This is a genomic window from Breoghania corrubedonensis (genome assembly GCF_003053845.1).
Classification (GTDB): Bacteria; Pseudomonadota; Alphaproteobacteria; order Rhizobiales; family Stappiaceae; genus Breoghania; species Breoghania corrubedonensis.
Genome location: NZ_QAYG01000007.1, coordinates 211742 through 232765 on the forward strand (window position 1 = coordinate 211742; position 21024 = coordinate 232765).

General features: G+C 64.9%; 14 protein-coding genes. 9 read left to right on the plus strand and 5 right to left on the minus strand.

Features of this window, described 5'->3' with window-relative positions; genetic code table 11:
- Positions 1–563: 563 nt before the first annotated feature.
- The 3 genes from C8N35_RS17445 to C8N35_RS17455 form a co-directional block, all read right to left on the minus strand.
- A complete protein-coding gene (locus C8N35_RS17445) occupies positions 564–1415 on the minus strand; it encodes an OmpA/MotB family protein (protein ID WP_107990983.1) in 852 nt (283 codons plus the stop codon).
- Positions 1416–1432: 17 nt separating this feature from the next.
- Entirely contained in the window at positions 1433–2200 is a 768-nt protein-coding gene (locus tag C8N35_RS17450; RefSeq protein ID WP_107990984.1) for a motility protein A, read from the minus strand.
- Between the two features lie 407 nt (positions 2201–2607).
- Positions 2608–3564, minus strand: coding sequence for a KpsF/GutQ family sugar-phosphate isomerase (locus C8N35_RS17455; RefSeq protein WP_245926840.1), 957 nt, complete (start codon positions 3562–3564; stop codon positions 2608–2610).
- Between the two features lie 381 nt (positions 3565–3945).
- Here C8N35_RS17455 and C8N35_RS17460 point away from each other — a divergent pair, with 381 nt between their 5' ends.
- The 4 genes from C8N35_RS17460 (at position 3946) to C8N35_RS17475 (ending at position 9615) form a co-directional block, all read left to right on the plus strand.
- Positions 3946–5445 (plus strand): outer membrane beta-barrel protein, encoded by a 1500-nt coding sequence (locus tag C8N35_RS17460; protein ID WP_107990986.1) that lies wholly within the window; start codon positions 3946–3948, stop codon positions 5443–5445.
- Positions 5446–5503: 58 nt separating this feature from the next.
- Positions 5504–6808 carry a lytic murein transglycosylase gene (locus tag C8N35_RS17465; protein ID WP_245926836.1) on the plus strand — a complete coding sequence of 435 codons (1305 nt, stop codon included), beginning with the start codon at positions 5504–5506 and terminating at the stop codon, positions 6806–6808.
- Between the two features lie 148 nt (positions 6809–6956).
- Positions 6957–8129, plus strand: coding sequence for an SGNH/GDSL hydrolase family protein (locus C8N35_RS17470; protein WP_245926841.1), 1173 nt, complete (start codon positions 6957–6959; stop codon positions 8127–8129).
- A gap of 142 nt (positions 8130–8271) precedes the next feature.
- The gene (locus tag C8N35_RS17475) at positions 8272–9615 is read left to right on the plus strand and encodes a methyl-accepting chemotaxis protein (protein ID WP_107990988.1); all 1344 of its coding nucleotides are present in this window, start codon (positions 8272–8274) and stop codon (positions 9613–9615) included.
- A gap of 169 nt (positions 9616–9784) precedes the next feature.
- Here C8N35_RS17475 and C8N35_RS17480 read toward each other — a convergent pair whose 3' ends face one another.
- Both C8N35_RS17480 and gltB read right to left on the minus strand, forming a co-directional pair.
- Entirely contained in the window at positions 9785–11215 is a 1431-nt protein-coding gene (locus C8N35_RS17480) for a glutamate synthase subunit beta (protein WP_107990989.1), read from the minus strand.
- 14 nt (positions 11216–11229) lie between these two features.
- The gene (gene gltB, locus C8N35_RS17485; protein ID WP_107990990.1) at positions 11230–16005 is read right to left on the minus strand and encodes a glutamate synthase large subunit; all 4776 of its coding nucleotides are present in this window, start codon (positions 16003–16005) and stop codon (positions 11230–11232) included.
- 958 nt (positions 16006–16963) lie between these two features.
- Here gltB and C8N35_RS17490 point away from each other — a divergent pair.
- From C8N35_RS17490 to C8N35_RS17510, 5 genes are all read left to right on the plus strand, one after another.
- A complete protein-coding gene (locus tag C8N35_RS17490) occupies positions 16964–17278 on the plus strand; it encodes a BufA1 family periplasmic bufferin-type metallophore (RefSeq protein ID WP_107990991.1) in 315 nt (104 codons plus the stop codon).
- 93 nt (positions 17279–17371) lie between these two features.
- On the plus strand, positions 17372–18286 hold the full coding sequence (gene bufB / locus C8N35_RS17495; protein ID WP_107990992.1) for an MNIO family bufferin maturase: 915 nt from the start codon (positions 17372–17374) through the stop codon (positions 18284–18286).
- The gene (locus tag C8N35_RS17500; RefSeq protein ID WP_245926837.1) at positions 18270–19115 is read left to right on the plus strand and encodes an HvfC/BufC N-terminal domain-containing protein; all 846 of its coding nucleotides are present in this window, start codon (positions 18270–18272) and stop codon (positions 19113–19115) included. Before bufB ends, C8N35_RS17500 begins: the two co-directional genes overlap by 17 nt.
- Positions 19116–19152: 37 nt before the next feature.
- On the plus strand, positions 19153–19728 hold the full coding sequence (locus tag C8N35_RS17505; protein ID WP_107990993.1) for a DoxX family membrane protein: 576 nt from the start codon (positions 19153–19155) through the stop codon (positions 19726–19728).
- Positions 19729–19806: 78 nt separating this feature from the next.
- A complete protein-coding gene (locus tag C8N35_RS17510; RefSeq protein ID WP_107990994.1) occupies positions 19807–20856 on the plus strand; it encodes a threonine aldolase family protein in 1050 nt (349 codons plus the stop codon).
- Positions 20857–21024: the final 168 nt, after the last annotated feature.

A 21024-nucleotide genomic window follows, 5' to 3' on the forward strand; every position in this document is an offset into this window, starting at 1 on the left:
TGCCGAAGCGGGAGGGGGCGTTGTCGCGGCCTTCATTGCGGGATGTCTGCGGGAAGGTTGCGTCCCGGGCGCACCGGAGCCCGGGAAGAAAACCGCCGCGACCGTCGATGTCATCGCGGACAAAAGCCACTGCCGTGCGGTTCGCGATCCCGATTCATTTTTGGATCTTTCCACTGTCATTGCCCGGCGCAGTCCGGGCAATCCACTGTCGCGCGCAGCATGGGCGCAGAGCGCTGGATCACCCGGACTTCGCCGGGTGATGACGGACGAGGGATCGGCCCCCGGTTTCCGCATTTTCAAAAAAACACAGTTGATTACGGCCATGGATGGAGATGCTTGAGACCGGCGGCCACTGGGCGCAGGTCGAATGCGGGCCTGCGCGAACCGAACGCGGCACGCGCCACCTCGTCCGATCTCTCCACCGTCATTGCTCGGCGCAGCCCGGGCTATCTGCTGTCGCTTGCAGCACGGGCGCAGAGCGCCGGGTCACCCGGACTTCGCCGGGTGATGATGGACGCGGGATCGGTCCCCGGCTTCCGCATTTTCGGAAAAAAAAGAGTTGATTACGGCCGGTAGTCGACCGGCAGCGGCGGGCTTTCGTCCATCAGGAGGATGGAAATGCGCCGGTTGGCGGCCAGATACGGGTCGTGCGGAAAAAGCGGATCGGTATCGGCCTTTCCGACCACGGCGAAGAAGCGGTCGTCCTTGACACCGTATTCCGACAGGATCTGGCGCGCGGCATTCGCCCGGTCGGCGGAAAGCTCCCAGTTGGTGTAACCCGAGCCCTGGACGCCGCTGCCTGACATGGTGTGTCCGGTGATCTTGATGCGGTTGGGCATCTCCATCAGCACCGGTGCCATCTTGGCCAGCAGCTTGCGGGTCGTCTCATAAGGGTATTTGGAGCCTTCGGGGAACATCGAGCGGCCGTCCTGGTCGACCAGCATGATGTTCAGCCCCTCCTCGTTCTCCTCGATGATCAGGTTCGACTGGAATTCCGTGATTTCCGGCATTTCCTGCCAGGCCTGACGGATGGAGGCGGCGGCAGTGGCGAACTGACGGGGACGCTCGATATTGGCCTTCTCCACATCGTGGGTATTGGCCTCAGGCCCCTGTTTCGATCGCTGCTCGTGCTGCTCGGTGGCGAAGTCGGAATCCTTTTCCGTCGGGCGCTGCGAGACGTCCTTCATGTAGTCGCGGATCGGGATGCCCTTGACCTCGATGACGCCGCTGCGCCGCGAGTTTTCCTTGACGCCGAAGGCGTCCTTCATGGAGCCGGCGACGACCTGGAGCTTTTCCTTGTCCTGGATGGAAAAGGAGATGATGAGCACGAAGAAGCAGACCAGAAGCGACATCAGGTCGGCAAAGGTGACCAGCCACTCCGGTGCGCCGCCGCCTGCTTGCTTTTTCTTCGCCATCGCTCAGATCCCCTGGCTCAAGCCGCGTCCTGGAAGTCGGCCCGGCTCTTTTCGGGCAGGTATGCGATCAACATTTCGCGGATGATGGCGGGGCTCTTGGACTCGCGGATCTGCATCACGCCGTCGATGATCAGCGTCTGGTTGAGTTCCTCGATATCGAACTTGCTGTCCAGCTTGTCGACAAGCGGCAGGCAGGCGGCGTTGGATATCAGCGCGCCGTAGAGCGTCGTGAGCAGGGCGACCGCCATCGAGGGACCGATGGTGGAGGGATCGTCCATGTTGGCGAGCATCTGCACCAGACCGACGAGCGTTCCGATCATGCCGAAGGCGGGCGCGCTGTCGCCCAGGGCCTTGAAGACGCGCTTTCCTTCCGACAGGCGTTCCAGGAACAGGTCGCGTTCGCGCTCCATCGAGCCGCGGATGAAATCCCCGTCATAACCATCGGCGATGTATTGCACGCCGCGCGCCAGCGTCGGCTCGGAGACCTCGACGTTTTCGAGGCCCAGCGGGCCGGACTTGCGCGCGATGTCGGCCAGCTCGGTGATCTTTTCGACCAGCTCGCGCGGCTCCACCTTCTTGTGCGAGAAGGCGACCTTCGAGCCCAGCACCATGGCGCTGCCGATCCCGGCCAGCGGAAAGCGGATCAGCGTTGCGGCAAACCCGCCGCCGATGACGATCAGGATGGAGGGCACGTCGACGAACTGGCTGAAACTGCCACCTACGAAGATCGCCGCCAGGACGACCCCCAAGGCTCCCACGACACCGATGATACTCGCCAGATCCATTGCCGAATGCCGCTCCCCAGGCGTCCGGACGCCACCATTTCGCGGCGACGTGAGACGACCTCGTTTACGTTAGTTGTCCGAGGCATGGAAGGCAGAGGCATGACCTGCCCGTGCTTGCCCCCAGTCCCGTTCGAGCCCCGATTTCGAAGCGTACCCTAGCCGCATTGTCGCTAAGCAATTGCTAATCGCGCGCCAGAACGGGGCTATGCCGCACTTCGCCACGGTTATGGTTTACAAAGGGAAAACGACGAGGACATTTCACGCCCGCCGGCCATTGGAAGGCCGGCAAGACGGATGGCGTAGTCAGTCGGGCGACGTCGGACCGGCACGAAGGCTTGTCGGCGGCGGCAGACTGGAGGCTCGGCCGTGCGCCACCCGCTTGTGGGCAGCGCTGACGCGCGGCGGTCTCAGGCGGCGCCGACGCGCAACAGGTCGTGCAGATGGACGATGCCCAGCGGACGGGCGTCCTCCACCACGAAGAGCGCGGTGATGGAGGAGGTATTGAGCTGCTCCAGCGCGGAGGCGACGAGCAGGTCCGGCGCCACCATCTTGGGGGCATGCGTCATGATGTCCTCGACGTTGCGATCGAGGAAATTGCTGTCGATGTGACGACGCAGGTCGCCGTCGGTGATGATGCCGACGAGCTTGTGAAGTTCGTCGACGACGCCCAGGCAGCCGAAGCCCTTCTGCGTCATCAGGACGATCGCCTTGCGCATCGGGGTGCCGAGCGGGGCAAGCGGCAGCGCTTCGCCGGTATGCATGATCTCGCGCACGAGCCGCAGGCTGGCGCCGAGCCGGCCACCGGGATGGAAGATGGAGAAGTCTCGAGCGGTGAAGCCGCGCGATTCCAGCAGCGCGATGGCCAGCGCATCGCCGATCGCCATCTGGATGATGGTGGACGATGTCGGTGCCAGACCGAGCGGACAGGCCTCGTCCACCCGGGGCAGGGCGAGAACGATGTCGGCGGCACGCCCCAGCGCGCTGTCCTTGCGCGAGGTGATGGCGATGAGCGGCACGTTGAAGCGGCGCGTATAGGCGATGGTGGGGGCCAGTTCCTGCGTTTCACCCGACCAGGAAATCGCGATCACCGCGTCGCGCTCGGTGATCATGCCCAGATCGCCGTGGCTCGCCTCGCTGGAATGAACGAAGAAGGCAGGTGTTCCGGTGGAGGCGAAGGTCGCCGCCATCTTGGTGCCGATATGGCCGCTCTTGCCCACGCCGGTGACGATCAGCCTGCCTTCGGTGAGCTTGCCGATCAGGTCGACGGCCTTGGTAAAGGTCGCCGAAAGCCCGTTGCCGAGCGCGGCGCGCAGCGCCTGTATCGCCGCGATTTCGGTATCGAGCGTGTGCTCGGCCGATGCTATCCACCCAAGAACGCGTTCATCGGGTGCGGACGCGACGTCCGCACCGGGCTCATTTTCCGGATTCAACACTGACTACCCCATGTGCCGTGGCCTATCGAAACACCGCGGCTGACCTTGCGCGCCTGACCATCCCGGCCAGGTTCTGTTTCGCATCCTTTGAACTCAACATCAAATGTTTGCGGCAATACCGAGACGGCGCGGAGAAAGGGGCGCCATCGTGATCGCGAGGCGGCGGAGGCCGCGGCGCGGCTCCGTGTCCTCTTCGGTGCGATTTCGCGCGATCACAAGATAAAATTAACCAAAATTTTTCAGACTTCGGAAAGTATGAGCATGAGCGCGCGACAAACCGGCGCGTCCTTTTGAACCAGGCCGATCAGGCAGATGATACGCACCGCACTTGTTCTTTGCGTGCTGGCCAGCGCAACGGCCGCCGCCGCCCAGACGCGCGACTCGAGGACGAGCGATTCGAACGTGCTGCGCGGTTCGCTGGCCGCGGCGGGCGACGATAGCCGCTCTGCGAGTGCGCGTACGGGGGCAAGCTCGGCGGGCGATGACCTTTCCGACGATCTTTCGCTGGACGACCCCGCCGACGGCGCGCAGGGCACGACATCACAGGTCGCGGTTCCGCGGGGCCGGCCGGTCGCGGCGGTGACGTCCGAGCAACGGATACCCGTCGGGCGGGTTCGTCCGGTCCAGCCGCTGGCTCCGGCCGAACCGCTGACGACTGGCTCCGTCCCGCGCAAGCGAAATGACGGGGCCACTCTTGCCGGCGATACGGAACGTGACGCGCCGCGCGGTATCCGGCTGGGAAATGTTCTGCTCTATCCGGAACTGACGGTGCGTGCCGGGGCGACGACGAATGTGAGCGGTGCGGCGGGAGGCGAGTCCGGCGGGCTCGTGCGTCTGGCCCCCTCGCTCAGGGTCACCAGCGACTGGGACCGGCATGCACTGGAAGTGAACCTGCGCGGCAGTTTCACCGGCTATCCGGACGCCCCCGCCGGCAGCGACGGCAACGACGTGTCGGGTACGGCGTCCGGCCTGTTGCGTCTTGAAGCGGGCGAGGTGACCACGGTGGAGGTCAACGGCGGCTACGCGCTCACGCCCGAGTCGCGCTCGAACGCGGAAAGCACCGGCGGATCCGACCGGACCTACCAGCACGGGTTGACCGGCTCGCTTGGCGTGACGCGCGATGCCGGACTTGTCGCGGTCACGTTGCGCGGCGGCATTGACGGGACGATCTACACGGGCGGCGACGAGGTGGGCAACCGCGACAACATGGTGGCCTCCGGCACCTTGCGCCTTGCCTACAATCTGCGCGCCACGGTTTCGCCTTTCGCGGAAGCGACCGTTCTCGGCCGGTTCTACCAGGACGGAACGGAGCGCAACGCCAAGGGCTATGCCGTGCGCTCGGGTGTCGTCTTCAATGGCGGACCCAAACTCTCCGGTGAGATCGGCGTCGGCTGGCGCAGCGAGGATCTCGACGGAGATCAATACAAGAATCTGCAAGGTGTTCTTGTCGACGGCGATCTGACATGGTCGCCGAGTCGATTGACTTCGGTACGCCTGAGCGCATCGACGGCCTTCGAGGCCTCATCCCTGACCGGCGCCTCCGGATCGCTCATTCACAGCGGCGAGATTTCCGTGGCGCATTCGCTGACCACAGATGTTGCCGTGGCGGTGTCGGGGGGAGCGTCCTACCGCTCCTACCAGGGCATCGATCTCACCGAGCTGACCTACACGGGCGGCGCGACGGCGACCTACGCCATATCCGATACGGCGGCGTTGCAGGCGCAATACAGCTACGAACGGGTCGACAGCTCGCTTTCCGGTCAGGACTACGACAGCCACACGATCGAAGCCGGTGTCCGGTTCCGGCGCTGATGCAAGGTATGTTACCCTGCGTCATGTCCGTGCCGGGATTGCCGGATTCGATCGACATTTGAACCTCAAGATTCGGATACCGGAGCTGAAGATGTCCTTCAACACGATTTCCCTGGTTCGATCCCTCGCGATCCGTCTTGCCGGCATGTTTGCCGGCTGGAGAAGCGGCGGGATCGCCGCGGCCGGCCTGATCGCCTTGATGCTGCTGACGCCGGCCACCGCGCAGGCGAGCTTCGATGGCTGGAAGCGCAGCTTCTGGCGCGAGGCCCACGCCGCCGGCATCTCCCGCACGACCTATGATCGCGCCATGCGCGGCGTGACACTCGACCGCGAGGTGATCGCCAAGACAGATAATCAGGCGGAGTTCGTCCGGCCTGTCTGGGACTATCTGGAGCGCGTGGTTTCCGACAACAGGATCGAGAACGGGCGTGAGAAGCTGCGCGAATACGCTCCGGTCCTGTACCAGATCGAAAAGTCCTTCGGTGTCGACCGACACGTGGTCGTCGCGATATGGGGCATGGAATCGGCCTATGGCGCGGTTCTCGACAATCACAAGATCATGAAGCCGGTGGTGCGTTCGCTCGCCTCGCTCGCCTATGACGGCGGACGTTACAAGCGTTTCGGCCGCAAGCAGCTCATCGCGGCGTTGAAGATCCTGCAAAAGGGCGACGTCGACGCGCGCCACATGATGGGATCGTGGGCCGGAGCGATGGGGCACACCCAGTTCATTCCCACCACCTACAACGCCTACGCGGTGGATTTCGACGGCGACGGCAAGCGCGACATCTGGGGCTCCATTCCCGATGCGCTGGCCTCCACCGCAGCCTATCTCAACTCCTCCGGCTGGGTGCCCGGCAAGACCTGGGGCTACGAGGTGAAGCTGCCCAAGGGGTTCAACTACGCGCTGGGCGATACGCGCAAGAAGCGCACGCTGGAACAATGGGCGAAGCTCGGCGTCAAGCGGACCGAGGGCCGCAGCTTCCCGCGCCCTTCCGACGAGGCCTTCCTGCTGGCACCGGCGGGGGCCAAGGGGCCGGCTTTCCTGATGCTGAAGAACTTCAACGTCATCAAGCGCTACAACAACGCCGACTCCTATGCGCTCGCCGTGGGTCATCTCGCCGACAGACTGCGCGGCGGCGATGAGTTCGTGCGCGAGTGGCCGGATGGCGACCGGCCGTTGAGCGATGCGGAAACGAAGCGAATGCAGGCGCTGTTGAACCGTCGCGGCCACGAGGCGGGCACGGTTGACGGCAAGATCGGCGACCGGACGCGGGCCGCCATCCGCGCCTATCAGCGCAACACCGGCATGGCGCCGGACGGCTTCGCCAGCCTCAGCCTGCTGGAGATGCTGCAAGGCAGCTGAGAAGGCTGCTTGCGTGCGGGACGGGCGCGTATATGGTGCGGGCCCGAAGGGCGTGCGGCGCGCAAATGCGGTGCCGGCCGGCACGCGGCAAGGGATGCGGAACGAGATGCGGCTGACGGGGTTTCGGAGATTCGGTTGCGCTGTGGCGATGCTGGCGGCCTTTTGCCTGGCGCTGCCGGTCGCGGCCGCACCCGACATCACCATGCCGGATACGACCGGAAGCGCGAGATTTGAGACGGCCGGCCGGACAAAGCTCGTCATGCCCGGCCAAGCGATAGCGGGCGGCGCCGGCGCGGTTGCGCGAACGCGGGCGCCTATCGTCCTCGCGCAGGATGGCGGCGGTTGGCATCCGCTTTCGCCGCTGCTCAGGCTGTTTCGTGGCGGGCGCCGCGCCGCGCCGCCACGCAAGTTGCAGGAACCGGAAAAGCCGAAGCGCACCATTCGCCGGGTTGTGCCTCAGCCGCCGAAGGTCGAGGTGGAGCCCAAGAGCGCGGATGCGCGCACTGTTCTCGTTGTCGGCGACGCCATGGCGCAAGGCCTGGCACGCGGGTTGGAAGCGGCCTATGCGCAGACGCCGACCATCAAGGTGGACAGCGAGATCTCGCGTTCTTCGGGTCTCATCCGCGAAGCCGACCCGGACTGGCCGACCCGCATCACGAACCGGCTGAAACGCGGGGACGTGAACCTTGTCGTCGTCATGCTCGGCACCGATGATCGCCGCCGTGTGACGCTGGACGGCCAGCGCGCCGATTTCCGCGATCCCGCCTGGGAAGAGGTCTATCGCGTTCTCGTTCAGCGGTCGGTCTCGGCCGTGCGTGATGCGCGCAAGCCGCTGATCTGGGTCGGCCTGCCGCCGGTCAGCGGTCCCGACCGGCGCTCCGATTTCAGCTATCTGAACGACTTCTACAAGGAGAAGGTGGAGACCGCCGACGGCGTCTTCGTCGATATCTGGGAAGCGTTCATGTCCGAGGAGGGCAAGTACACCTCCTATGGCGCCGACGTCGACGGCAAGCGCCAGCGGCTGAGGACGGAGGACGGCCTCTATTTCACATGGCCGGGATACCGGAAGGTCGCCTTCTTCGTGCAGCAGCGCATCGCCCGGATATTGGGCGAGGGACCGGCGCTGGAACTCGCCTTTCCCGGCGGTGATGCGAACATGATCCTGCTGAGCGGAGGCGCCTCGCACGAGGAAACGCTGGCGGGCGAAGAAATCGCTCCAGCGATTCCTTCCGAAGGATCGCTACAACACCGGCTCATCGTAGAGGGACGCCCGCTACCTCAGGTGGAGGGGCGGGCCGATAATTATCGTATCCCCCGATAAAACGATAATAATTCTTGATCAGGCTACGATATTTTTACCCATGGAGCAGACGATCCCGGAACGAGATGCGTTCGGTTCGGGAGGCCATGTGTCAGTGTTTCGCGCTTCTCCCGCCGCATGGTCATGAACGGCCGAGGTAACAATGTCTGCGGGTTCCCCCTCCTTTTTCCGGCTCACCATTCTGGGCCGCTTCATGCTGCTTGTCGGCAGCGCCGCCGTCATCATGGTCGCCGGCACGGCTTATGCGTTTTATGTTTTCCGAGAGGCTCTGACCTCCACCCTCGGCAATCCGGATCTCGCCCAGGCCTTTGTCGGCCAGAACGTCACGGCCCGTGTGGATGGACTGATCCTGGACCAGATGCTGAAGATCGTGCTTGTCTGCGTGCCGATCGGCGCCCTTTTTCTCGCCATGGCCATTGTTCTCGCGCTCGGTGTGGCGAAGCCGCTGAAACGGTTGCAAAGCGGCCTGGACCATATGTCGCACGGCGACTTCGACGTGCAGATCGACGGTGAGACCCGGACCGACGAGATCGGAGAGATCGCGCGTTCGGTGATCGACTTCCGTGCCAGGCTGTCCGAACGGGCGAGGATGGAGGCGGAACGTCAGGCCGAAGACCAGCGCCGTGCCGACGAGGAGCGCCACCAGTTAATGATGGATGTGGCGGAGGATTTCGAACGCTCGGTGATCAGCGTCGTCGAAGCCCTGACGAGCGCGTCGGGCAGGGTTGGTCTCAACACGGATCACCTGCGCGAGGCGGTGGATGCCTCCAGCGAGGCGGTGACGGACGTCTCCGGCGCCTTTGGCGATGCCAGCGACGCGGTGGACGCGGTCTCGGTGTCGGCGGAAAAGCTGTCGGAAGCCATCAACGGCATCGGCCGCGACATGACCCAGGCGGCCTCCATCGCACAGGAGGCGGTGGACGAGGCGCTCAAGACCGACGCCATCGTCGGTCGGCTGGCGGAGAGCGGCAAGGCTATCGGCGAGGTGGTGGAGCTGATCAACCAGATCGCCGACCAGACCAATCTCCTTGCCCTCAATGCCACCATCGAAGCGGCGCGTGCGGGCGAGGCGGGCCGAGGGTTCGCCGTGGTCGCCAACGAGGTCAAGGCACTCGCCGGGCAGACATCGAAGGCGACGGAGGAAATCTCCGCGCAGGTCGCCTCCGTGCAGTCGGTCGCCGATCAGGCGGTTCACGCGATCCGCACCATTGCCGAGACGATCACCCGGATCAGCGAGATCTCGGGGCAGATCCTCGGGGCGGTCAATGAGCAGACGAGCGCGACGGAGGAGATCACCCGCTCGGTTCGGCATGCCAATGGCAGTGCCGAGCGCGTCGGCTCCAACGTGGAGCGGCTCAGTCAGGCGACGACGACCAGCAAGGAGGCCTCGGCCGAAATGCGCGAGGCGGCGGGCGAACTCAGCGGGCTTTCCGGCAAGCTGCAATCCCAGGTCGCCCAGTTCCTCCAGAGTATCCGCGCGGCGTAGGGCGCTCGCGTCGGGCGCGGGCCCGCCGTATGGCGGGCGGAGGCGGCGTCTACGGCTGGTTGCGAACCTCTCCGGGCAACCTCTTGACACCCGCGTCCGCGCAAGAAAAAGGGCGCGGTCCGAAGACTGCGCCCTGTTCACCGGATCGTTCGACCAGGCCCGACCCGCTTCAGCGCGGCAGTTCGGTCATGCCCATCAGGTCGAGATCGATGGAGCGGGCCGCCTGGCGGCCTTCGCGGATCGCCCAGACCACCAGAGACTGGCCGCGCCGCACGTCGCCGCAGGCGTAGACGCCGGAAACGGTCGTGCGATAATCGTCCGTGTTGGCCTTGATGTTGGTGCGCTGATCAAGCTCCAGCTCGTCGCCCAGTTCCTTGATGTAGGTTCCAAGCTCGGGACCGGAGAACCCGATCGCGGCCAGTACCAGTCCGGCGCGCAGAATGAACTCCGTGCCCTCGATCGGCACGCGGCGCTCGTCCACGCGGACGCATTTGACGCCCGTGACATGGCCGTCCTCGCCGACGATCCCGAGGGTTGCTGCGGAGAACTCGCGCTCCGCGCCCTCGGCCTGCGAGGACGAGGTGCGGAACTTGGTCGGCCAGTAGGGCCAGACCGACAGCTTGTCTTCCTTCAGCGGCGGGATCGGACGGATGTCGAGCTGGGTGACGGACACCGCTCCCTGACGGAACGATGTGCCGACGCAGTCCGATGCCGTGTCGCCGCCGCCGATCACGACGACATGCTTGCCGCCGGCCCACAACGGTTCCTCGTGCGAGACATCCTCGCCATTGATGCGGCGGTTCTGCTGGACGAGGAAGGGCATGGCCCAATGGCAGCCGGCTAGCTCCATGCCCGGGACGCCGGGGTCGCGCGGACGTTCCGCACCCGTGGCGAACAGCAGAGCGTCGTGGCGGCCGCGAAGCTCGGCAACGCTCGTGGTGACGCCGACATTCACGCCATATTCGAAGACCACGCCTTCCGCTTCCATCTGCTGGACGCGGCGCTGGATGTGGTACTTTTCCATCTTGAAGTCGGGAATGCCGTAGCGCAGCAGGCCGCCGGCAAAGGGCTCGCGCTCGTAGACAACCACATCGTGTCCGGCACGCGCGAGCTGCTGCGCGGCGGCGAGACCGGCGGGACCGGAGCCGACGACGCCGACGCTCTTGCCGGTCTTCTTTTCCGGCGGTTCCGGCGTGATCCAGCCGTTCGCCCACGCCTTGTCGGCGATCGACTGTTCGACTGTCTTGATGTTGACCGGGATGTCCTCGAGGTTCAGCGTGCAGGCCTCCTCGCACGGGGCGGGGCAGACGCGGCCGGTGAACTCGGGGAAATTGTTGGTGGAATGGAGGTTGCGGGTCGCTTCCTCCCAATCCTCTTCGTAGACCAGGTTGTTCCAGTCCGGGATCTGGTTGTCCACCGGACAGCCGTTCGGCCCGTGACAGAACGGAATGCCGCAATCCATGCAGCGCGCGGCCTGGCGCACCACTTCCGGCTCGGAGAGCGGAAGCGTGAATTCGCGGAAGTGGCGGATGCGATCGGAGGCAGGCTGATACTTCTGGTCCTGCCGGTCGATCTCGAGAAAGCCGGTTACCTTACCCATTGCTCTTGCGTCTCCTACTCGGCGGCTGCCTGTGCGCCGAGGCGCCGCTCTTCCATTTCGCGCAGGGCGCGTGAGTATTCGACCGGCATTACCTTGACGAACTTCGGTCTGAACTCGTTCCAGTTATCGAGGATCTCCTGAGCCCAGGCCGATCCGGTGTGGTGGATGTGCTTGGCCAGGATCTGGCGCAGGCGTTCGTCGTCGTGGCGGCTCATATCGGCCGTCAGATCGACGCGTCCCTTGTGCTCGATGTCGCCGCCGTGGTGGTGCAGCTTCTCCAGCAGGTCGTCCTCTTCGGCGACCGGCTCGATATCCACCATGGCGAGGTTGCAGCGCTTGCGGAACGAACCGTCCTCGTCGAGCACGTAGGCGACACCGCCGGACATACCGGCCGCGAAGTTGCGGCCCGTCCAGCCGAGCACAACGACGACACCGCCGGTCATGTACTCGCAGCCGTGGTCACCGATGCCCTCGACCACCGCCAGCGCGCCCGAGTTGCGAACGGCGAAGCGCTCGCCGGCGATGCCGCGGATGTAGCACTCGCCCTCGATCGCCCCGTAGAGCACCGTGTTGCCGGCGATGATCGAGTGATCCGGATCGGCGGCGCTTTTCGGATTGGGCCGGATGACGATCTTGCCGCCCGAAAGGCCCTTGCCGACATAGTCGTTCGCATCGCCTTGCAGATCGAAGGTGACGCCGCGAGCCAGGAAGGCGCCGAAGGCCTGGCCGGCGGTGCCCTTCAGCGAAACGGTGATCGTGTCGTGGGCAAGGCCTTTGTGGCCGTAGCGTTTCGCGACCTCGCCCGACAGCATCGCGCCGGCGGAGCGGTCGACATTGTTGATGCGGGTTTCGATGCGGACAGGATCGCGGTTATCGAGCGCGGGGGCTGCCTCGGCGATCAGCTTGCGATCGAGAATGTCGTCGATCGGATGCTGCTGCAGCTCGGTGTGGCGGCAGGCTTCGGCCGGCGCATCGGGCTTGAAGAACAGGCCGGTGAAGTCGAGACCGGCACCCTTCCAGTGTTCGATCATCGGCTGCTTGTCGAGAATGTCGGAGCGGCCGATGATTTCGTCGATCGTGCGGAAGCCGAGCGAAGCCATCAGCTCGCGCAGCTCTTCGGCGACGTAGAAGAAGTAGTTGATGACGTGCTCGGGCGTGCCCTTGAAGCGCTTGCGCAGCACCGGATCCTGCGTGGCGATGCCCACGGGACAGGTGTTCAGATGGCACTTGCGCATCATCAGGCAGCCGGCCGCGATCAGCGGCGCGGTAGAGAAGCCGAACTCGTCGGCACCCAGCAGCGCGCCGATCAGCACGTCACGACCGGTCCTGAGACCGCCATCGACCTGCAACGCGATGCGCGAGCGAAGCTTGTTCAGCACCAGAGTCTGGTGTGTCTCGGCAAGGCCGATTTCCCACGGGCTGCCGGCATGCTTGAGCGAGGTCAGCGGCGAGGCGCCGGTGCCGCCGTCGTAGCCGGAGATGGTGATGTGGTCGGCCCGCGCCTTGGCGACGCCCGCCGCAACCGTTCCCACGCCCACTTCCGAGACGAGCTTGACCGAGATGTCGGCCGCCGGGTTGACGTTCTTCAGGTCGTAGATGAGCTGCGCCAGATCCTCGATCGAGTAGATGTCGTGGTGCGGCGGCGGCGAGATCAGGCCGACGCCCGGCGTCGAGTGCCGGGTCTTGGCGATGACCGCGTCGACCTTGTGACCGGGAAGCTGGCCGCCCTCGCCGGGCTTGGCACCCTGGGCCACCTTGATCTGGATCATGTCGGCATTGACGAGGTATTCCGTCGTCACGCCGAAGCGTCCCGAGGCGACCTGCTTGATCGCTGAGCGCTCGGGATTGGCCGAGCCGTCGGGCAGGGGATGGAAGCGTTCGGGCTCCTCTCCGCCTTCACCGGTGTTCGACTTGCCGCCGATACGGTTCATCGCAACCGCCAGCGTGGTGTGCGCCTCGCGGGAGATCGAGCCGAAAGACATGGCGCCGGTGGAGAACCGCCGGACGATATCGGTGGCCGTTTCCACCTCGTCGAGCGGCACGGGCGTGTTGCCGAATTCCGCCGCGTCCTTGATGCGGAAGTGGCCGCGGATGGTGAAGCGGCCGTTCTCCTGGTTCATCACGCGGGAGAATTCGCGGTACTGCTCGGGCAACTGGCCGCGCACGGCATGCTGCAGGCTGGCGATCGCGTCAGGCGTCCACATGTGGTTCTCGCCGCGCGTGCGGAAGGCGTATTCGCCGCCGACATCGAGCGAGGTGCGCAGCACGGGCATGTCGGAGAAGGCGGCGGCATGACGGCGCACGGTCTCCTCGGCGACCTCGGCCAGACCGATGCCTTCGATCTTGGTCGCCGTGCCGAAGAAGAACTCATCGACGAACGATGAGGCAAGGCCGATCGCATCGAAGATCTGGGCGCCGCAATAGGACTGGTAGGTCGAGATGCCCATCTTGGACATGACCTTGAGGATGCCCTTGTCGATCGACTTGATGTAGCGCTTGACGACCTCGTAGGCGTCGACTTCCTCGGGGAAGTCGAGGCGCTCGTGCATCTGCATCAGGGTCTCGAAGGCGAGATAGGGGTTGATCGCCTCCGCGCCATAGCCGGCCAGCACGCAGAAGTGATGCACTTCGCGCGGCTCGCCGGTTTCCACCACCAGCCCGACGGAGGTGCGAAGTCCCTTGCGGATCAGGTGATGGTGAACGGCCGCGGTCGCCAGAAGCGCGGGGATCGGAATGCGCGAGCGCGAAACCAGCCGATCGGACAGGATGATGATGTTGTAGCCGTTGTGAACGGCCTTTTCCGCCCGTGCGCACAAGGCGTCGAGCGCATCCACCATGCCGTTCGCGCCCTTTTCCACCGCGTAGGTGGTGTCGAGCGTGGTGGTGTGGAACTGGTTGTCGGCGATGTCGCCGATCGCGCGGATCTTCTCCAGGTCTGCGTTGCTCAGGATCGGCTGGCGCACTTCCAGCCGCTTGCTGTCGGACAGGCCTTCAAGGTCGAACAGGTTCGGGCGCGGGCCGATGAAGGAGACCAGGCTCATCACCAGTTCCTCGCGGATCGGATCGATCGGCGGATTGGTGACCTGGGCGAAGTTCTGCTTGAAGTAGGTGTAGAGCAGCTTCGGCTTGTCGGAGAGCGCGGAAATCGGGGTGTCCGTGCCCATTGAGCCGATGGCTTCCTGACCGACTGTCGCCATCGGCGACATCAGCAGCTTGATGTCTTCCTGGGTGTAGCCGAAGGCCTGCTGGAGATCGAGAAGGCTCTCGGAGGAAACCGGCGTGCGGCCGGAAACCGGGGGCATGTCCTCCAGCACGATCTGGCTGCGCTTGAGCCATTCGCCATAGGGGTTGGCGGAGGCGAGCTGATGCTTGACCTCCTCATCGGCGATGATGCGGCCTTCTTCCAGGTCGATCAGCAGCATCAGGCCCGGCTGCAGGCGCCACTTCCTGACGATCTTCTCCTCCGGCACCGGCAGCACGCCGACTTCCGACGACATGATCACGTAATCGTCGTCGGTGACGATGTAGCGGGCTGGCCTGAGGCCGTTGCGGTCCAGCGTCGCGCCGATCTGGCGGCCGTCGGTGAACGCCACGGCGGCGGGGCCGTCCCACGGCTCCATCAGGGCCGCGTGATATTCGTAGAAGGCGGCGCGCTCTTCGCTCATCAGCGGATTGCCGGCCCAGGCTTCCGGGATCAGCATCATCGCGGCGTGCGCCATCGAATACCCGCCCATGACGAGGAATTCGAGCGCGTTGTCGAAGCAGGCCGTGTCGGACTGGCCCTCATAGGAGATCGGCCAGAGCTTGGAGATGTCATCGCCGAACAGCGGCGAGGCGACGGAGGCCTGGCGCGCGGCCATCCAGTTGACGTTGCCGCGCAATGTGTTGATCTCGCCGTTATGCGCCACCATCCGGTAAGGGTGCGCCAGCTTCCACGAGGGGAAGGTGTTTGTCGAGAAGCGCTGGTGAACGAGGGCGAGCGCGGTCTCGAAGTCGGGGTCGACCAGGTCCTTGTAGTAGGCGCCGACCTGTTCGGCCAGGAACATGCCCTTGTAGACGATGGTCCGGCTCGACATGGAGACGATGTAGAAGCCGTTGTCGCGGCCCTCGGTCTGGGCGAAGATTGCGTTGGAGATGATCTTGCGCACCAGATAGAGCTTGCGCTCGTAGGTGTCGTCGTCGAGCCCTTCGGGCCGGGCGAAGAAAACCTGCCGGTGAACGGGCTCGGTGGCCGCGATCTCGGGGTCCTTCGACAGCGACGAATTGTCGGTCGGCACGGTGCGCCAGCCGAGAACGGTGAGACCGTTCTCTTCGGCGGCACTGCGCACCGTGTTCTCGCAATCCTCGCGAACGTCGTCCTCGCGCGGCATGAAGATCTGGCCGATGGCATAATGGCCGGCCTTCGGCAGTTCGAAGCCGAGGGCGGGCGCCTCGCGGCGGAAGAGCTTGTCTGGGATCTGCAGCAGAAGGCCCGCGCCGTCGCCCATCAGGGGATCGGCACCGACGGCGCCGCGATGGGTGAGGTTGACCAGCATGCGCAGGCCGTCCTTGACGGTCTGATGCGACTTGACGCCCTTCATGTGGGCGATGAAGCCGACGCCGCAGGCGTCACGCTCGTTGCGCGGGTCATAAAGACCGCGCGCGTCGGGCAGGCCATAGGCTCGTTTTTTGGCAGACGTTTGTCGCGTCGTGGGACGTTTGGCGGCCGTATTGGCGGCAGCGGTCGTGCGCCCCTCCACCTCGACGGAAAGTTCCTGCCGTTCCCAGTCTGCGATATTCAATCTGCTCATACCGTTCCTTGCCCCATATTCGGCCGCTGCCGCGCGTGCGGAGTGGCCGTTCTCCCTTTCGTGAGACCCGATCCGCCAGGGCGCGTATCGGGCGTCAGGCATTACGCCTTACGCGCGTCGGCCCGACATCGGGTCAGCCTTCCTCTCTCGGGTCATACCACATCGGGGTACGGCTCGAGCGACGAGACCGGCCAATGCCGCGGCTCTGTCGAGTGTGAACGGCCGTCCATGCTCGGGCCGTTCTGTTTTGAGCGGGGTTTGCGCCCCATTGCCAAATGCGACGGCTGAACCGTCCCGGGTCGAACGCGACGGGCGCACCGCCCCGGAGGAAACTGTCGTCTCCGATGATATCACGGAAACAACGACCTCACTTGCCGCGTGACCGGTCCCGAATATCCCATGGGCGGTCGTCGCGCCAGAACGGTTCCGCACCGGGTGGTCATCCGCAGACGCCGGGCGGCCATCCTTCGACATCCCCCTCCAGTCGCCTTCGTCGCGCGCCATGTGGCCCGGATGAAAAGTTACCGGAAGGAGCGAATAATTGGACAGCACTCCTGTCCTATTCGAGGGTGCAACATGCCAGATTTCAGCTGGTTCGGCAAGCAGCTTTACGGACCGGAGCATTATGTTTGTTTCCTCTCGAAGGACGCAATCGTCAGCAAAAAATAACTTTGCCCCTCGCTAAGCAATTTTGTTGCCGAAACAGTGTCCGTCGCCTCTCATCGCCCGGTCGGCTGGCTTCCCTTCGGGGAGAATCGCAAGTCTAGGGCCACACCCCAGGGTTGGAGCGATGCGGCAATTCGCTGCCTCGCGCCAGCGTCACGGTGCTTTGATTTCCCATTGAACGGCTGTCTTCGCACATTTGGGCCGTTACGGCAGGAGGGCAACGGGTCGCAGAAGTCTGCGCAAGGCACCGAACCCGCCGCCGCCGCTTGGTGGATATCGAGGAAAACGGGTCATGAAGAATGAAAACGCAACCGGGGCGGCGCGCGCCGTCTCCACGGCTGCACTCGCGGCCGCAGTCGCCGCGGCAATGGGGACGCTGGTCGTCCCTGCCTCCGCCCAGGAGCAGGAAAAATGCTACGGCATCGCCCCTGCCGGTCAGAACGACTGCAAGGCTGGGCCGGGCACGACCTGTGCGGGAACGTCGAGGGTCGACTATCAGGGCAATGCCTGGAAGCTGGTGCCGAAGGGGACCTGCCGCCAGGTGGAACTGCCCGACGGGCGCGAAGGATCGCTGGTCGCGCTGGAGCGGGACGTGCCCGAGGGCTGATGATCCGCCGTGCCGGTCGCTTGCGCGCCTGATCGTGTGTTGCGGCGTGGATCGTCCGGCCCCCGAAAAAAAACGACGAAGCTGGAGGCAGTGATGCCCGACAAGGTTCATCGCACCGAGGTGTCGCATCCTTTCTCCTGCGCGCCCATGCCGAGGCGCGCAGGAGCGGGGCTGAAAGCTGCCCATGTGGCCGATATCCTGTCGCAGATGCCCGATATCGGCTTCTTCGAGGTTCATGCCGAGAACTACATGGGGGCAGGCGGGCCGCCGCACGCCCAGCTTCATGCGATTCGCGAGCGCTATGCGCTGTCGCTGCATGGAGTGGGGCTTTCCATTGGCGGGGAGGCGCCGCTCGACCGCGCCCATCTGGCGCGGCTGAAGGCACTTGATGAGCGTTACCGGCCGGCGCTCTTTTCCGAACATCTCGCCTGGTCGAGCCATGAGGGGACTTATTTCAACGACCTCCTGCCCGTAGCCTATGATCAGCCGACGCTTGATCGCGTGGTGGCGCATATCGATGAGGTGCAGGAGGTGCTCGGCCGTCAGATGTTCCTGGAAAACCCGTCCACCTACGTCTCGCTGGCGCGCAGCACCATGGACGAACTGGATTTCCTCACCGAGGTTTCGGCGCGTTCCGGCTGCGGGCTGCTGCTCGACATCAACAACGTCTACATATCGGCGATCAATCACGGCTGGTCGGCGCGCGATTATCTGGACCGCTTTCCACTGGAGCGGGCGGGGGAGATCCATCTGGCCGGTCATGTGTGCGACGACGACGGGAAGGGGAACGGAACCGGGCAGACCTTGCTGATCGATGCTCACGACCGCGCGGTGGCCGACGTGGTGTGGGTGCTGTACGCGCAGGTGATCGAACGAGCGGGGCCGCTGCCCACCCTGATCGAGTGGGACAACGAGGTGCCGGAATGGCCGGTCTTGCTGGCAGAGGCGGAAAAGGCCGATGCGATTCTCGCCCGGCATGCGGAGGTTTGCCGTGCCGTGGCCGGTTGACGACGACGCGGAGGCCGCTTTCGCCGCGGCGCTGCTGACGACAGATCCGGAACAGGCGGACAGGGCGCCCGGCGGGCTCTTCACCGCCGACGGCGGCGATGCGACACGGCGCTTTCGCGTTCATCGCAACAATGTCGTCGTTTCGCTTGTCGAGGTGCTCATGGTCGCCTTTCCGGCCATTCTGCGGCTTTTGGGGGAGGCGTATTTCCGCGCGCTGGTCGGCGAATTCGTGCGCGCCCATCCTCCGCGCTCGCCGGTTCTGCTGGACTATGGCGACGGGTTTCCCGACTTTCTCGACGCTTTTCCCCCGCTTGACCATTACCCCTGGCTTGGCGATGTGGCACGGCTGGAACGGGCGTGGTCACAGGCCTATCATGCCGCCGATTCAACCGCGCTGCCGCCCGACGCGCTCGGCCGGGTCGCGCCGGATGCCCTGATGACGCTCCGCTTCGACCCGCATCCGGCGACGCGACTCGTGCGTTCGCGCTATCGTGTCGTCTCGATCTTCCGTGCGAATCGTTCTCCTGAACCGCTGTCAGAGCCGGTGCGCGCGGATGGCGGCGAGGATGCGCTTGTCACACGGCCGGGGCTCACGGTCGCGGTCCGTTTGCTGCCGACGGGCGGGGCGGCCTTTTTCGCAGCACTGCTGGCCGGGGCAAGCCTCGGTGAGGCGGCGCAGGCAGGTCATGGCGACGCCGGGCGCACGGGGGCTGGCGATTTCGATCTGACCGCGACCATCGCTGTCATGCTGGAGGCGGGCGCCTTTCAAGGGCTCGCCGACGAGCTTCAGGAAAACACGAAAAGAACAGGTCCCGCGCCAAGCAAGTGAGAGCGTGGTGGCCTAACGATCAGGGGACGGGGACGTCATGACCTTCGCGATATTCAGGCTGCATGTGCTGTTCTTTGCGCGGCTGCAGGCTCTGCTTGGCAGCTGGCTGCCGGGTCTCGCCGCACGCGCGATTTTCGCCAGCGTGCTGCTTGTCTATTTCCTGAAGTCGGCGATGACGAAGTTGGGGCCGGGGATCGAGGGGCTGATCCACCCCGCCGCCGGTGCCTACGCCCAGATCCTGCCGAACATGATGGAGCAGGTCAGCTACGACCCCTCGCGCATCGACTTCTTTCCCTACGGGCTGATGGTTGTCGCCGGCATGTGGGCGGAGTTTCTGTTGCCGATCCTGATCATCCTCGGGCTGTTCACCCGGCTCGCGAGCCTTGGCATGATCGTGTTCATCGCGGTGATGACCTATGTCGACATCACCGGCCATCATGTGTCGGCGACGACGATCGGCGGCTTCTTCGACCGGGCGCCGGGCGCCGCGATCGCCGATCAGCGGCTTTTGTGGATCTTTCCGCTTCTCTATCTGATGATCTATGGGGCGGGATCTTTCGCGCTCGACCGGGTGCTGGCACGGCGCTACTGGGAGCGCATGCAACCCTGGTAGGGGTGAATCGTGGGCGGGCTCTGCGGTGCAAAAGATCTCCTCTTGCGCTGCGTGCGGCTCCGGCCTAGGGCTTTTTCCATGTTCTTTGCCAGTGACAACTGGGCGGGAGCGTCGGACACGGTGATGGCCGCGCTTTCCTCCGCCAACGATGGATTCGCGCCGGCCTACGGCGAGGACGACATCTCACGCCGGGTAGCTGCCCGGTTCAACGACATCTTCGAGCGCGAGGTGGCGGTGTTCTTCGTCGCCACGGGGTCTGCCGCCAACAGCCTGGCGCTCGCCCATTCCGCGCGGCCCGGCGGAGCGATCTTCTGCCACGACGAGGCCCATGTGGCGGTGGACGAGTGCGGCTGCCCGGAATTCATGACCGGCGGCTCCAAGCTGGTGCGTATCAAGGGCGCGGGCGGCAAGATCGCGCCGGAGGGGCTTGCGAAGGCGCTTTCGGGCTTTCAGGACGGCTTCGTCCATCATGGCCGGCCGCAGGCGGTCACCATCACCCAGTCGAGCGAGATCGGTACGGTCTACACGCTCGACGAGATCGCCGCGATCAAGGCGGTGGCGGACACGCGCGCCCTCCCGCTGCACATGGACGGGGCACGTTTCGCCAATGCGCTGGTCTCGCTCGGCGTCACGCCGGCTGAGATGACGTGGAAGGCGGGGGTCGACCTGCTGTCCTTCGGTGGCACCAAGAACGGTTGCTGGTGCGCGGAAGCCGTCGTGATCTTCGACAAGGACAAGGCGGACGAGCTTGCCTGGCTGCGGAAACGCGCGGGCCAGCTCTTTTCCAAGAGCCGTTTCATCGCGGCGCAGTTCGACGGTTATCTCGCCGATGACCATTGGCTGGATCTCGCACGCCACTCCAACGCCATGGCGCAAAAGCTCGCCGATGCGGTGGAGGCGAGCGACAACGCCCGGCTTCCCGCACGGCCTGAGGCGAACGAAACCTTCATCGTCGTCAAGAAGGTCCGTATCCCCGCCATGCGTGACGCAGGCGCCGCTTTCTACGAATGGCCGGCCGACGGGCTCGCGCCCGATCAGGCGTTGCGGGCGGACGAGGAACTGATCCGGCTGGTGACGAGCTTCCGCACCAGCGAGGCCGATATCGAGAGTTTCGTGGCGCTGCTCTGAGGCGGCGTTTCTGCTTCACCTCCCTCGCGTCATCGCCCGGTCGCAGCCTTCCGTTTTTTGCGGGGCCGCGCCGGGCGTTCTTCTGTCATCCGCTTCTTGAAATGCGACCTTTCGTGGCGGCTGTCGCTTTCCTGCCGCGGCCGGATTGCGCAGACGTGCCGACTATCG

What these genes read in the sequence shown, in the direction of transcription:
- bufB (WP_107990992.1), top strand. Translation starts at nt 17,372, where the DNA reads ATGCCCGACAAGGTTCATCGCACCGAGGTGTCGCATCCTTTCTCCTGC.
- C8N35_RS17510 (WP_107990994.1), top strand. Translation starts at nt 19,807, where the DNA reads ATGTTCTTTGCCAGTGACAACTGGGCGGGAGCGTCGGACACGGTGATG.
- C8N35_RS17450 (WP_107990984.1), bottom strand. Translation starts at nt 2,200, where the DNA reads ATGGATCTGGCGAGTATCATCGGTGTCGTGGGAGCCTTGGGGGTCGTC.
- C8N35_RS17490 (WP_107990991.1), top strand. Translation starts at nt 16,964, where the DNA reads ATGAAGAATGAAAACGCAACCGGGGCGGCGCGCGCCGTCTCCACGGCT.
- C8N35_RS17480 (WP_107990989.1), bottom strand. Translation starts at nt 11,215, where the DNA reads ATGGGTAAGGTAACCGGCTTTCTCGAGATCGACCGGCAGGACCAGAAG.
- C8N35_RS17445 (WP_107990983.1), bottom strand. Translation starts at nt 1,415, where the DNA reads ATGGCGAAGAAAAAGCAAGCAGGCGGCGGCGCACCGGAGTGGCTGGTC.
- C8N35_RS17470 (WP_245926841.1), top strand. Translation starts at nt 6,957, where the DNA reads ATGCTGGCGGCCTTTTGCCTGGCGCTGCCGGTCGCGGCCGCACCCGAC.
- gltB (WP_107990990.1), bottom strand. Translation starts at nt 16,005, where the DNA reads ATGAGCAGATTGAATATCGCAGACTGGGAACGGCAGGAACTTTCCGTC.
- C8N35_RS17475 (WP_107990988.1), top strand. Translation starts at nt 8,272, where the DNA reads ATGTCTGCGGGTTCCCCCTCCTTTTTCCGGCTCACCATTCTGGGCCGC.
- C8N35_RS17505 (WP_107990993.1), top strand. Translation starts at nt 19,153, where the DNA reads ATGACCTTCGCGATATTCAGGCTGCATGTGCTGTTCTTTGCGCGGCTG.
- C8N35_RS17460 (WP_107990986.1), top strand. Translation starts at nt 3,946, where the DNA reads ATGATACGCACCGCACTTGTTCTTTGCGTGCTGGCCAGCGCAACGGCC.